This window comes from Psychrobacillus sp. NPDC096426, assembly GCF_044762745.1.
GTDB lineage: Bacteria > Bacillota > Bacilli > Bacillales_A > Planococcaceae > Psychrobacillus.
Genome location: NZ_JBIWEX010000002.1, coordinates 92,030 through 105,766 on the forward strand (window position 1 = coordinate 92,030; position 13,737 = coordinate 105,766).

Annotated in this window: 14 protein-coding genes; 7 read left to right on the forward strand and 7 right to left on the reverse strand. The window is 37.1% G+C overall.

From position 1 onward, the window contains the following. Positions 1-146 precede the first annotated feature (146 nt). The 3 genes from nhaC (at position 147) to ACIQYS_RS02470 (ending at position 3,128) form a co-directional block, all read left to right on the forward strand. Positions 147-1,526, forward strand: a complete 1,380-nt coding sequence (gene nhaC / locus ACIQYS_RS02460; protein ID WP_402974356.1) for a Na+/H+ antiporter NhaC — start codon at positions 147-149, stop codon at positions 1,524-1,526. A gap of 154 nt (positions 1,527-1,680) precedes the next feature. Then, on the forward strand, positions 1,681-2,868 hold the full coding sequence (locus tag ACIQYS_RS02465) for a methyltransferase (RefSeq protein ID WP_402974359.1): 1,188 nt from the start codon (positions 1,681-1,683) through the stop codon (positions 2,866-2,868). Further along, entirely contained in the window at positions 2,865-3,128 is a 264-nt protein-coding gene (locus tag ACIQYS_RS02470; RefSeq protein WP_402974362.1) for a hypothetical protein, read from the forward strand. Before ACIQYS_RS02465 ends, ACIQYS_RS02470 begins: the two co-directional genes overlap by 4 nt. A gap of 28 nt (positions 3,129-3,156) precedes the next feature. Here the strand turns inward: ACIQYS_RS02470 and ACIQYS_RS02475 are convergent, their stop codons facing one another. Together ACIQYS_RS02475 and ACIQYS_RS02480 are read right to left on the reverse strand one after the other, a co-directional pair. Further along, on the reverse strand, positions 3,157-4,452 hold the full coding sequence (locus ACIQYS_RS02475) for an ABC transporter permease (RefSeq protein ID WP_402974365.1): 1,296 nt from the start codon (positions 4,450-4,452) through the stop codon (positions 3,157-3,159). Then, complete coding sequence (locus tag ACIQYS_RS02480; protein WP_402974368.1) at positions 4,442-5,140, reverse strand: ABC transporter ATP-binding protein; 699 nt, start codon at positions 5,138-5,140, stop codon at positions 4,442-4,444. The genes ACIQYS_RS02475 and ACIQYS_RS02480 overlap by 11 nt, the downstream gene beginning before the upstream one ends. 181 nt (positions 5,141-5,321) lie before the next feature. Here ACIQYS_RS02480 and ACIQYS_RS02485 point away from each other — a divergent pair, with 181 nt between their 5' ends. Together ACIQYS_RS02485 and rsiV are read left to right on the forward strand one after the other, a co-directional pair. Then, on the forward strand, positions 5,322-5,819 hold the full coding sequence (locus tag ACIQYS_RS02485) for an RNA polymerase sigma factor SigV (protein ID WP_402974370.1): 498 nt from the start codon (positions 5,322-5,324) through the stop codon (positions 5,817-5,819). Beyond that, entirely contained in the window at positions 5,816-6,682 is an 867-nt protein-coding gene (rsiV, locus tag ACIQYS_RS02490; protein ID WP_402974373.1) for an anti-sigma-V factor RsiV, read from the forward strand. The genes ACIQYS_RS02485 and rsiV overlap by 4 nt, the downstream gene beginning before the upstream one ends. Positions 6,683-6,785: 103 nt before the next feature. Here the strand turns inward: rsiV and ACIQYS_RS02495 are convergent, their stop codons facing one another. From ACIQYS_RS02495 to ACIQYS_RS02515, 5 genes are all read right to left on the reverse strand, one after another. Beyond that, positions 6,786-7,289 (reverse strand): PCYCGC motif-containing (lipo)protein, encoded by a 504-nt coding sequence (locus ACIQYS_RS02495; RefSeq protein WP_402974376.1) that lies wholly within the window; start codon positions 7,287-7,289, stop codon positions 6,786-6,788. Between the two features lie 21 nt (positions 7,290-7,310). Then, complete coding sequence (gene fumC, locus ACIQYS_RS02500) at positions 7,311-8,687, reverse strand: class II fumarate hydratase (protein ID WP_402974379.1); 1,377 nt, start codon at positions 8,685-8,687, stop codon at positions 7,311-7,313. Between the two features lie 15 nt (positions 8,688-8,702). Continuing rightward, on the reverse strand, positions 8,703-9,635 hold the full coding sequence (locus tag ACIQYS_RS02505; protein WP_402974382.1) for an HD-GYP domain-containing protein: 933 nt from the start codon (positions 9,633-9,635) through the stop codon (positions 8,703-8,705). 126 nt (positions 9,636-9,761) lie between these two features. Then, positions 9,762-11,285, reverse strand: coding sequence for a flotillin lipid rafts scaffold protein FloT (locus ACIQYS_RS02510; protein ID WP_402974869.1), 1,524 nt, complete (start codon positions 11,283-11,285; stop codon positions 9,762-9,764). A 21-nt stretch (positions 11,286-11,306) separates the two neighbouring features. Further along, on the reverse strand, positions 11,307-11,816 hold the full coding sequence (locus ACIQYS_RS02515) for an NfeD family membrane protein (RefSeq protein WP_402974384.1): 510 nt from the start codon (positions 11,814-11,816) through the stop codon (positions 11,307-11,309). A gap of 266 nt (positions 11,817-12,082) precedes the next feature. Between ACIQYS_RS02515 and ACIQYS_RS02520 the strand changes: the two genes are divergently transcribed. Further along, complete coding sequence (locus ACIQYS_RS02520; protein WP_402974387.1) at positions 12,083-12,703, forward strand: DUF47 domain-containing protein; 621 nt, start codon at positions 12,083-12,085, stop codon at positions 12,701-12,703. Positions 12,704-12,714: 11 nt separating this feature from the next. Next, positions 12,715-13,713 carry an inorganic phosphate transporter gene (locus ACIQYS_RS02525; protein WP_402974390.1) on the forward strand — a complete coding sequence of 333 codons (999 nt, stop codon included), beginning with the start codon at positions 12,715-12,717 and terminating at the stop codon, positions 13,711-13,713. The last annotated feature ends 24 nt before the right edge of the window (positions 13,714-13,737 follow it).

Below are 13,737 nucleotides of genomic sequence, written 5' to 3' on the forward strand. Positions count from 1 at the left end.
TATTCTATCATAAAATTCTGACAAAATAGACTTTTTTATGACTAATTGACTTAATGCTAAAACGTGATAAAATCCTAATTACTTCGCCACTTCAAAGCGTTGAAGCGCGAAAGTGTTTTAATTTATTTTATTTAGGAGGATTTACTATGTTTCGAATTCGCTCGACAATTACACCTTCTTTTTTAGAAGCTGTTCTCATTACATTTATGATTATTGCATTAATGGCAGTTTGTATTGTTCAATTTGATGCAGTTCCACATATGCCGATTGTACTGGCGATTTTACTACTGATCACTTATGGGTTATTTAAAAGAGTACCTTTCAAGAAGTTAGAGGAAGGGCTTGTTGAAGGATCGAAAGCCGGACTTGGGGCAATTTTCATCTTCTTCTTTATAGGTATATTAATAAGTAGTTGGATGATGGGAGGAACTATTCCTACACTTATCTACTTAGGTTTCCAATTTATCACTCCACACTTTTTCTTTGCGATTGTATTTATTGTTACATGTATTGTTGGATTGTCTATTGGGAGCTCCTTAACAACGGTAGCAACAGTTGGTGTAGCATTTATTGGGATGGCAAGCGCGATGGATACTTCATTGGCTATTACAGCTGGCGCAATTGTGTCAGGCGCTTTTTTCGGAGATAAAATGTCTCCGTTATCTGATACGACAAACCTTGCATCTGCCATTGTTCAAGTGGATTTATTTGAACATATTCGCAATATGGGGTGGACGACGATTCCGGCGTTTTTTATATCGCTTGTTGGATATGCGATCTTATCTCCTAATAAAGAAATCCAAGAGCTAGATCAAATTAATGCCTTTCAAGAAGGACTCCTTCAAACAGGTATGGTCCACTGGTATACATTACTTCCAATAGTTTTACTCTTGATACTTTCTATTAAAAAAGTGCCTGCGATTATCGCTTTAGCTCTAACTTCCATTGCAGCTATTTGTGTTTCTTATTTTTTTCAATATACGCCTTTCGGGGAAGTACTGAATATATTGTTTAATGGTTATGTATCTAGCACTGGAATTGAAGCGGTTGACTTGCTGCTTACACGCGGTGGTATGAATAGCATGTTATTTACAATAGGGCTTGTCATACTTGCATTAAGTATGGGGGGACTTCTATTTACATTAGGCATTGTACAAAGTTTACTTTCAAAAGTGGAAAGTTTATTGAAAAGCGTAGGATCTGTCATTACAGCGGCAGCATTTACAGGCATTGGCGTGAACACGTTAATAGGCGAGCAATATTTATCTATATTACTGACAGGAGAATCATTTCAAGCACAATTTAAAAAAGTGGGACTAGCTAATAAAAACTTAGCACGTGTCATGGAAGACGCAGGTACAGTTGTGAATCCGCTCGTTCCTTGGAGCGTATGCGGGATATTTATCACTAATGTGTTAGCTGTTTCAACGATTGACTACTTGCCATTCGCGTTTTTCTGCTTGTTAAGCCCAATCCTTACGATATTGTTTGGACTGACTGGCAAAACACTTACCTACTTGAAGTGAATTCCATTTTTTTCCTATTACAACTAAGTCTACGATTTTTACAACTAAACTATCTCAAATTACAACTAAAGGGCTCGATTTTCCAACTAACCTAAAATATCACCTATGTGTTACACTATTTCCAAGTATATTACGGAAAAAGAAGGCGAATTATATGGAATTTCAAGAAATGAAAGCATATCTAATAGATCAAATTGTAAACAAGCAATTGGTTGCCGCAACAATCAGTCAGCCACGAGCAAAGTCCAATGAAGTAAAGCGTGTAAAACTAAAACCAATTGAAATAAAAAATATGTATCATATTCAACTAGAATATCAATACGAGCGCATTTTAAAGCATGAAAATGTACCATTAGAAAGTTTTGCGGAAACACTAGATGATCTGTTGGAGCAATTCCGTCAAGTCCATGCAGATTTCACAAGGGAAAAAGTACAAGTCCAACTTTCCAAGAAAAACAAAGTAATGTGGAAATCGGAGAAAACGGATGATGCAAAACAAGTGAATCTATCACATAATCGTAAAAAGAATTATTTGTTAGATGAAAATAAATCCTACCCTTTCCTTATTCGTTTAGGCGTGCAAACCGAGGAAGGAAAAGTAAAAAAACAAAAGTATGATAAATTCAAGCAAATTAATCGTTTTGTGGAATTTATCGACGATGCACTTGCCCATTTACCAAAGAATAAACCAGTGCGAATTCTCGATTTTGGATCTGGGAAATCGTATTTAACATTTGCGCTTTATCATTATTTAAAAGTCGAAAAAGGACTCGATATTCGAGTAACTGGTCTGGATTTGAAAAAAGAAGTCATCGAGGAATGTGCGAAGATTGCAGAGGATTTAGGTTATGATCAGCTCGAGTTTTTAGTTGGCGATATTAATGATTACAATGATGAAACCGCTGTGGATATGGTTGTCACACTGCACGCTTGCGATGTTGCGACAGATATGGCGATTGCACGTGCAGTTAAATGGGGAGCGAGTGTTATTTTAAGTGTCCCTTGCTGCCAACACGAATTGAATAGACAACTTCAAGCCCCTGGACTAGACATCATGTTAAAACATGGACTTATTAAAGAACGTTTTGCCGCGCTCGCTACAGATTCGATCCGAGCGGAAATTTTGAATATGGTCGGCTATGAGGCACAATTAGTCGAGTTTATCGACATGGAAAATACCCCGAAAAACATTTTGATACGTGCTTATAAGAACAGGAAAAAAGTGACTGCCGAACAACTGGAAGATTATAAACAATTTAAACAGTTGCTAAATGCAGAGCCGTTTTTGGAGAATGAATTGAAGGAATTGATGCATGGTTCCTTGGATAGGAGTAGACAATGAAAGAGCCTACACTAAAAAAAGTAGCGTATGGTGTAGCAATGGCCATCGCTATCATCCTTGTACATTTTATCGATGTGCGTGTATATAATATGTCCCCTATCTTCGCTTTGCTTTTAGCAATTGTCATCACCTTTTTGGGGATAAAATTCATCAACAAATCGGAGAAATTTGATAAAAAGATTTCAAGAATGCAGTACAGCTTACTTAATACAGTAGTTGTACTCGTTCTATTCATTGCTTATTTTGCAATTACACAATAAAAGGTCGTCCCCAATGGGACGACCTTTTTTATAACTCTTGTCTTAATGCTTGAATCACATCAATTTTCGTTGCTTTTCGTGCTGGTCTCCATCCCGAAATCATTGCAACCCCGATACTAATGATCGATGCAACAACCACAAGCTGCCATGGGATTAACGAAAAGGTCATCGATAAATCTTGGAACTCGTCCTCTCCTAGAGCTGCTCCTACTACCATCGGCAATATCCAGTTTGCGAGATAACTTACCGCATATGAAATGATAACTGCTAACACTGTCCCAATTACACCAATCCATGCACTTTCCATCAAAAATAAACGCTGGATCAGTTTAGGACTTGCGCCAATTGCTTTCAACACACCGATTTCACGCGTTCTTTCCGTTACTGCCATCGTCATTGTGTTAAAAATACCGATTGATGCGATTAACACTGCGATTGTCCCAACGAAGATAAGTCCAATTTTGAATGCCATGAAAAAGACATCTAACTGCTCTAATTGCTCTGAAACGGAATACACACTATAACCCATTTCTTTTAACTCTTCTGTTACCGTTTTAACATGCTCTAAGCTAGAAGTATAGATTTTCGTGCTTGAGTAGAATAAATCAATATTCTCACCTTCCACATTCGCATCGTACACTTCTTGAAACTTGTCCTTCCATGATTCATCAAATAACATATTCGTATCGACAAGCCAATCCTTTGCTGGTTTCTCTGTTATTCCTACAATCGTAAAATCCCATGTTTCTGGGAAGGCTTCTTCCGATTCATAAGATTGAAGAGACATGGAAACTGTTTTTCCGATTAAAGACTCTTTGAAGCCTCCTATAGGTTCAGCATCTTCCTCCGTACTTTGCTCCATTGCTTTTCGTTCCTCATCAGTCAACAAATTTTCCGCAAACTGGTAACCTACAACGATTTCATTATCCTTTGTAGGCATACGCCCTTCGGATAGTTTGAGGTTTGATTTTTCTTCTTCTACAAAGTTAGTAAGTAGTGTAGCCCCTTCAATCGAGCGATCTCCTAATTGAGAAACTGCCATAGCGCCAATGCGTGTTCTTTGCACAATTGCATCTACATACTCCACGTTACTAATCTTAGAAATTTCAAGTTCTTCTCCGTCATTTGTATACACTTCTACTTCGGTAATGGCTTGATCTTCTAATATTTCTTTACGCATCGTATCTCGTATGCCAAATCCGATGGAAGCAAGTACGATTAAAAATGCGCAACCCATCGTTGCGGCAAGTACGGTCATAAATACGCGTAATTTGTTTTTCTTTATATGCTGGCGCACAAAATCGACTTGGTCTTTAAATAGCATTATCTATATCTCCTCTCATTAATTCCCCATCACGCATTTTGAATTTACGGTGAGCGATGCTCGCAACTTCCTCGTCATGCGTAATAATAACGAATGTTACGCCAAGCGTTTGATTGAGATCTTGTATTAACAACAAAATATCCTGTTCTGTTTCTGAATCTAAACTACCTGTTGGCTCATCTGCAAATAGAATTGGAGGGTTTGTAATAAGTGCTCGTGCAATACTAACCCGTTGCTGTTGTCCCCCTGATAGTTCATTTGGGTAATGATCCGTAACTTCTTCTAGTCCTACTTTTTTCAATAATTGTTGCACGCTTTTTTTTCTTTTTTTCGATGCTACTCCTTTTAGTTTCAAAGGTAATTCAACATTTTCGAATGCAGATAATCCTGGCATGAGTTGAAAGTTTTGAAAGATAAAACCGAAATTATCTACTCGGAACTGCGCTCTTTCGGTTTCATTTAAAAATGCCGTTTCTTGCCCGTTCACCGCTATCGAGCCTTGTTCTGGACTCATAAAGCCTGCTATGGTGTGAAGTAATGTGGACTTGCCAGATCCACTTTTGCCAACGATCGCCACTATTTCACCTTTTTCCACTTCAAAGGATAATCCCTTTAAAACAGGAACTTTCTTTTCCTTACCTTTTTTCCCTATTAGAAATGTATGGTTAACGTTCTGTACTTGTATCATTTACTTTCTCCTTCCGTTTGCTACTTTAGTTAGTGTATAATTTGTTTCTTAACATTTTAGAAGGATAAAAATGAAGAATTTCTTAAGAAATATTTGATTGTCACTCAAACTTTCCAAAACACTTGCCCGTCTAATCATTGAAACGTAATCGCGGTACGGGAAAAAGGAGTTCATATATGTCATGACGAAAAATGAAAAATTTCAACTTGTTGAAAACTACATAGTAGAAAACCAAAACGATTATTATCGACTAGCTTTCAGTTATGTAAAAAACAAGGAAAATGCGTTAGATATTATACAAGACAGCATTTTAAAAGCATTAAAATCCATTGATAACTTGGAAGAAACCCAATATATAAGAACTTGGTTTTATCGAATCGTTATTAATACATCTCTCGATTTTATCCGAAAGCATGGACGTATGCAGGCATGGGACGATGATATGCTTCATTCAATTTTGCCGGAGCAACATGATTTAGAAAAAGACTATGATTTATATGAAGCAATTGATCATTTGAGAGAGCCATATAAAACCATTATTGTATTACGTTATTTGGAGGATTTGAAAATTGATGAAATAGCAGAAATACAGAACGAAAATCCAAATACGATCAAGACAAGAATTTACTCCGCTTTAAAAAAATTACGAGTAAATATGGAAAAGAAGGTGGAAGCATGAAGAAATTGCAAGATGCCAAAAAGAAATATGAAGAGATTGAAATACCTAGCGAGCTAAAAAGTGTAGTAGCAAACTCCATTCAACAAGCTAAAAGAAAGCAGAGGAAACCTTTCAAACAATTGGGAATTGGCTTCGTTGCTGCTGCAGCTCTATTTGTTGCAAGTGTTAATATGAGCCCCGCCCTAGCACAATCGCTTTCAACGGTTCCTATGCTTAGTTCAATCGTACAAGTAGTGACTTTTCAAGACTTTAAGGTTGCAGAGGACACATATAGTGCGGATTTAAAAACGCCAAAAGTAACTGGACTCGAAAATAAAGAATTAGAAAATATGCTAAACGAGAAATATATTAAAGAAAACGAAGCGCTATATGAAGGCTTCCAACAAGAGATGGAAGTACTAAAAGAGGCTGGTGGGGGGCATTTAGGCGTTGCATCTACGTATGAAATAGTAACAGATACGGACGATATACTTTCCATTAGTCGCTATGAAGTGAATGCAGCTGGGTCATCTTTTACAACAATGCGTACAGATACAATCGATAAGAAAAATGAAATTCTTATCACCTTGCCGAGCTTGTTTAAAGATGATGCATATATCGAAGCGATTTCGACTTATATTAAGGAAGAAATGGTTAGACAAATGGCAGCAGATGAAAATGTGAGGTATTGGATTGCAAGTGAAGAAGAGATTGGTTTTGAAGCAATTCGCCCGGACCAAACTTTCTCGATTACAGCTAATCATAAGTTAACCATTTCTTTCGATAAATATGAAGTGGCACCTGGGTCTAGTGGGGTTATTACGTTTGAAATTCCAACAGATGTTATAAAAGAATATTTAATAAGTAATTACTATATAAAATGATGACAGGCGCATAATTGGATTCGACTCGTTGACTATCCTATTATAATCTTTACTCAAAACAGCTCCTTCTCACAAACTTGTGAGAAGGAGCTGTTTTTGCTAGTTAAGATGGCATTCGTGTTTTAGTTGGTACTGCATAACCTTCTTTATAAGCTTCGTCAATTGCGTTTCGAATTTCTACTAATGACTTACCTTCTTGTACCATTTTAATAGAAGTGACAGCAGTTTCTAAGCAAGCTGCGCAACGTGTTCCGTGGTCATCCCACACAACTTCTCCGTTTTCTTTTATCTCGTGAACGAAACAGTTAAAGTTATCCCTATGTCCTGCACTATCACCGCAACCGCAGTAACAAGGCATCCACTTCAACACATCATGCGATTTTGCTGCCGCTTGATAAACAAGTTGCATATCTTCTGACTGATTGTCTAAAAATGTTGGCATCACTTCTGTTGATGCTGTCGTTTCATGGATATCGCCATTTGCTAAATGTGAAATATGGTCTTTATGATGATCTTCATGCTCTTCATGATTTTCTTCCGTTGCTTTCTGCCCACATGCTGAAAGCACTAATATGGAAATGATGCATATAAATAGTATTTTTTTCATGTTAGAGAATTCCTCTTCGATTTAAATCATTTTTTCTGGGCGGACAATTTCATCGAACTTTTCAGCAGTTAATAAATCAAGCGCTACTGCTGCTTCTTTCAATGTCGTGCCATTTTTATGTGCATGCTTCGCAATTTTCGCTGCATTTTCATAGCCTATATACGGATTTAATGCAGTCACTAGCATAAGCGAATTGTTTACATGGTGTTCGATCGTTTCTAGGTTTGGTTCAATTCCTACTGCACAATTGTTGTTAAAGCTAATGATTGCATCGCTTAGTAATCCAACTGATTGAAGGAAATTGTGAATGATTACTGGTTTAAAAACATTCAACTGATAATTTCCTTGACTCGCTGCAAAACTTATCGTTGTGTCATTACCCATTACTTGGGCAACAACCATTGTCATTGCTTCACTTTGCGTTGGATTTACTTTACCCGGCATAATGGAGCTTCCTGGTTCATTTTCCGGAATAGAGATTTCCCCGATACCCGAGCGTGGACCACTTGCAAGTAAGCGAACATCATTGGCGATTTTCATTAAGTCTGCAGCAAGTGCTTTTACTGCCCCGTGCACATACACAACATCGTCATAGCTTGTTAAAGAGTGGAATTTATTTTTTGCAGAAGTAAATTCAATTCCTAACGCTTTTGAAATCTCGGCTGCAACTAAATCACCAAATTCTTTTGGAGCATTTAGCCCTGTACCTACTGCTGTACCACCAATTGCAAGTTCTTTCATGTCTTGCACACTTTGAGTAATCATTTTATCTGATTTTTCTAGCATACGATGCCATCCGCTAAACTCTTGTCCTAGTGAAAGAGGCGTTGCGTCTTGCAAGTGCGTACGTCCGATTTTCACAATGTCCATGAATTTCTCAGATTTCTTACCAAGTGTTTCTTTTAATACATCAATTGCTGGCAGTAGTTGTTTTTCTACAGCGAGTACTCCTGCAATATGTAAAGCTGTTGGGAATGTATCATTAGAGCTTTGAGATTTATTGACGTCATCATTTGGGTGAAGTCGTTCGTCGCTTCCTTGTTGTTCCAAAATTTGATTACCCCGGTGAGCGATGACTTCGTTTACATTCATATTGGATTGAGTACCGCTACCTGTCTGCCATACGACTAACGGAAAATGAGCATCTAGTTTTCCTGCTAGAATTTCATCTGCTGCTATTGCAATAGCATCTTTTTTACCTTCTGATAGATTTCCTAGAGAGTGACTAACTATTGCAGCAGATTTTTTTAATAGGGCAAGTCCATGGATAACACCAATTGGCATTTTTTCATTGCCAATTTTAAAGTTTTCTTTGGACCTTTGTGTTTGTGCACCCCAAAGACTTTCTTGCGGAACTTGAATTTCTCCCATAGAATCATGTTCAATACGATAAGACATTTTTCTCTCTCCTTTTTAATCCCATTTATTATTTTTTTCTTCTAGCATTTTCAAAAACTCATCCACTACAACCGGGTTAAATTGAGTGCCTTTTCCGTCTTTCATTTCTTGAATAGCTTCTTCGATCGTCATAGCGCCTCTATATACACGGTTCGTCGTCATGGCGTCGAACGCATCCACGACAGCAACAATAGAAGCTTCCAATGAAATTTCGCTCCCCATTAACCCATATGGATATCCTTTTCCATCATATCGTTCATGATGCTCTTCTACAATAAAAGCGGCTTTTCGTATTCGATCTATATGATGGTTTCTCATCAATTCCGCACCTAAAGTAGTGTGCATTTTGATGACTTTCCATTCTGCGTTTGTCAGTTTACTTGGTTTGTTTAAAACTTCTAGTGGAATAGCTAGTTTTCCTATGTCGTGAAAATAAGAACCAATACTGATAACAGCTAAACTTTCTTGAGGACTAATTCGTTTCCATAGTTCAATAGAGTAATCTCTAATACGGGCACAATGATGGTAGGTATATCCATCCACTTCTTGTATTTTTCGTGCATCCCGCTGAATAATTTCTCTTTCAGTAAAGCTTCGCTCGAAAACGAAAGAAGTCATTTCAAACAGGATTTCCACCGTTTCTTTTGCATAACAAGTGTGAACTGCATGATCCATACTTGCATCAATGACATCACCAGGATATAAAATAATTTTATCTCCATCTTTATCTATCTCTAACTCGCCAAATAGAATTGTATACTTTTCTGTATATTCAACATGATCGTTTGGATGATAATTGATCCAAGAGGTGCTCCCGGGAAATAAAGTATATAAGGAGTATGTAATACCATTTGCACTCCCTATGTAAGTCGTCACAGATTTATCTGTCACAACTTTTGGCAAATGCATCTTTTGTTTGAGATCCTGCAACTGTTTAATTGTTAGCATGCTATTTGCCTCCATTCATTTGACAATATCCCACATAATATATATATATTATATAGTTTATTTAGAATAAATGAAATATGACGAAAAAAGCTCAGAATAATTTTCTGAACTTTTTTCCTTTAGATGCTATTCAGCTATCTGATCATTGGACTTTTTTACTTCTTCCGTCAGTTGTTCGATACTTGGTCGAATATTCCCTTTACCAGAGTAGTTTTCAAGCATTTCTTTTACATCGATTCCCGATGAAGCTTTTAACGTTTCTTGTAAGGTAGACATTAAGTTAGTTGCATAAGAAGTCACCTTATTTGCACCGCCACCTTCTCCACTTCCAGTATCGACTACCGTAATTTTGTCGATATTAGAAAGTGGACTCGCAATTTGTTTTGCATATTCCGGTAACATATGGACAATCATATCTAGAACCGCTGCTTGACCGTACATATCAAATGCTTCGGCAATTTTGCGTTTTGCTTCGGCTTCGGCGAGACCCTTTAGGCGAATAATATCTGCTTCAGATTCCCCTTGTGCTCTTTGGGAATCGGCTTTTGCAAGACCATCTAAGCGGACTTTTTCTGCATCGGCTTTCGCTTTTGCTTCAATTCGATACTTTTCAGCGTCGGCTTCGGCAATTTCGCGGGATTTAGAAGCTGCTGCATTTTGTTCAATTGCATAACGATCAGCATCTGCTTTTTTCTTTACTTCGGAATCATATTGTCTCTCACGACGTAATATTTCTTTTTCTTCTAGCTCAATTTGTTTTTGACGCTCAATAATTTGTATTTGCATTTCTTGCTCTGTTACTTCCTGTTTCGAGCGTGCGGTTTCCAGTTCGTATGCTTGGTCGGCACGTGCTTTTGCAATATCTTGTTCGCGACGGTATTCCGCCACTTTCAGTTGATTGTCTTTTTCTGCTTCTGCAATTTCAGTTGCGCGTTCAATCTCAGCACGCTGCGCATCTTTGGAAGCTTCGGCACGTTTAATACGTGTTTCTTTTTCTGCTTCCGCTGTTGCAATATCTGCATCTCTTTTCACTTGTGCAATTCTTGGTCTACCTAACGAATCTAAGTAACCATTTTTATCACGAACATCCTTAATTGTAAAAGAAACGATGACTAATCCCATTTTAGCTAAATCTTGTGATGCAACTCGTTGTACTTCTTGTGAGAATTTGTCCCGGTTTTTATAAATTTCTTCTACTGTCATGGATCCTAAAATGGAGCGTAGATGACCTTCTAATACTTCTTTTGCTTCATTCTCACGATCTTGTTTTGATTTACCTAGAAATTGTTCTGCTGCAGTTGCAATTTCCGAAATAGAGCCACCAATTTTTATAATTGCCGTTCCATCCGCCATCACAGGTACACCTTGCTCTGTGTATACTTCAGGTGTCGTAACTTCCAGCTTACTTGATAAAAGACTTAGTGGTACTCCTTGTTGAAACACCGGAAATACGAAAGTTCCTCCACCGCGAATTATTTTAATACGGTTTCCTGAATCGTCCGTATGTACGTTTTTAGATCCTAAATAACTACCTGTTACGATTAGCGCTTCGTCTGGACCAACAGTTCGGTATTTCGTAATATATACTGCAAGTACAACGATCAAAACAAAAACAACAATTCCAATTACGATTAACAATCCCATATCCATCATTTTATATTCCCCCTAATATTATTTTAAAGGCTCATATTCTTTTACAAAAAATGTACCGTCTTCCACATCAATTATTAACACCCGTTTATCATAATCTATCTCTTCTCGGTCATATCCTGTTGCCCTTTTCGAAACGATTCCATTCACTGTTTCAATCACTATTTCTCCAAAACCATCCATCGGAATTGGTACAATTACTCGTGCAACTTGGCCTTGCAGTGACTCATTTGTATAAGCTGTCGAAACTTCGGCAGAAGCTAATGGAACAAGCACAAAGAAATATAATAAAAATGTAATAATGCTCGAAACTACAATTGCTACTATAATAATTAGTTCTTCGTTCCAGTTCGTTAATTTTAATAGGATAAACCCGGTTGCACAGATAAATAATAAGAAAGTAAGTACAGTCGTGGGATTTAAAATTCCACTATCCATCCCATCAATTGCATCTGCAAACAACACATATAAAATCGTGATTAAACCAATAGCGATTAACCCATACAAGAAGATTTGCTCTATTTTCCTCACCCCTTTCTCTTTTGTATTTTTATAATCTTATATACGGGATAACTCACGGAAAGTTTCATATTTTTTAATTTTTATAAATACTCAAATTCAATTCGATAAAAAGCGCTTTCATTCAACAATTTCTATCCTTATTTCAGGTAGTAATGTTACAGCATTGTAAATTTTGATAATAAAACGTAAAAAGTGTGTAGGTTTTGTAATTTTTTTGGTATGCTATTTGAGGAAAAACGTTGAAAAATAAACTTTAAAGTCCAGGAGGCTTTTTTATGATTGGTTCAAAAAAAACAGATCCTTTTTTCGCATCATTGTTAAATATCGCTAAAAATGTGCAAGAAGCAACGCACTATGCAGATGACTTCCGTATTCAATCGATTTCAGATTTAAAGGAAATCAGTGTTCATGTCAAAAACTATGAGACAGCAGGAGACAAATTAATTCATGAGTTGATTGTCATGCTGAACAAATCGTTTATGACTCCTATTGAACGAGAAGACATTTTACAATTAGCCATTAGAATGGATGATATTCTAGATGGTATTGATGATTTTACAGCTAATTTAGAAATGTTCTCTCTTCTTGAAATCGATGACTCTATGCGTACGTTTTTGGGATATATTGTAAAAAGTACGGATGAAATCGTAAAAGCAATGGAACTGCTTGCACAGAAGAAACTACTTAAAATGCATGAACATTCAGTTCTTATTAAAGATTATGAACGTAAATGTGATGAAGTACTTCGTTCATCGATTAAACAACTGTTTTTAAAGGAAAAAGACCCGATTCGAATTATTCAATTTAAAGATATATATGAAAAACTAGAAGAAGTTGCAGATTATTGTCAAAACGTAGCTACTACGATTGAAGCAATTATCATGCGAAATGCGTAGGAGCACGTCTTATGGATTCTATTTTAATTCTTACAATTCTTGTTGTCGTTTTTGCTTTAGCCTTCGATTTCATAAACGGTTTTCATGATACGGCTAACGCTATTGCAACTTCAGTTTCAACAAGAGCGTTAAAACCAAGAGTTGCGGTATTAATGGCCGCTACTATGAACTTTGTTGGAGCGCTTACTTTTACCGGAGTTGCAAAAACAATTACAAAGGATATCGTTGATCCATTCTTATTACAAAATGGTTCCCTAATTATTTTAGCCGCTTTACTTTCCGCTATTATATGGAACTTATTAACTTGGTATTTCGGTATCCCTTCCAGTTCTTCACATACTTTAATCGGTTCTATCGCCGGTGCCGCTGTATCTGCTGCTGGATTTGCGATTTTGAACTGGGAAGGATTTATTAAGATCCTTCAAGCACTAATCATTTCACCATTTTTAGCGCTAGCAGTTGGATTTTTAATGATGTCTTTATTCAAAGTAATTTTTAAAAAGACAAGCTTACATGGGACAAATAAAGGATTCCGTATATTTCAAATTGGGACTGCCGCTTTACAATCGTTTACACACGGTACAAATGATGCGCAAAAAGCAATGGGGATTATTACAATGGCTTTAATCGCAGCGCAATTACAGACTACGGATGATATCCAGATGTGGGTACGAATTGCCGCAGCTACTGCTATGGGGATAGGTACATCCATTGGAGGTTATAAAATCATTAAAACAGTTGGCGGTAAAATTATGAAGATCCGTCCTATTAACGGGGCGGCCGCTGATTTGTCATCTGCCATGATTATTTTTGGAGCAACAACTATTCATTTACCAGTTTCCACGACACATGTTATTTCTTCCGCTATTATGGGAGTTGGAACTGCCCAACGTGCGAAAGGTGTTAAATGGGGCGTTGCGAAAAAAATCGTTCTAACTTGGATTATTACGTTACCGATTTCTGCTGTATTAGCAGCAGTTATTTTCCAAATACTGAACTTGTTCTTTTAAGTAGAAAACCTCGTCCGAATGGCG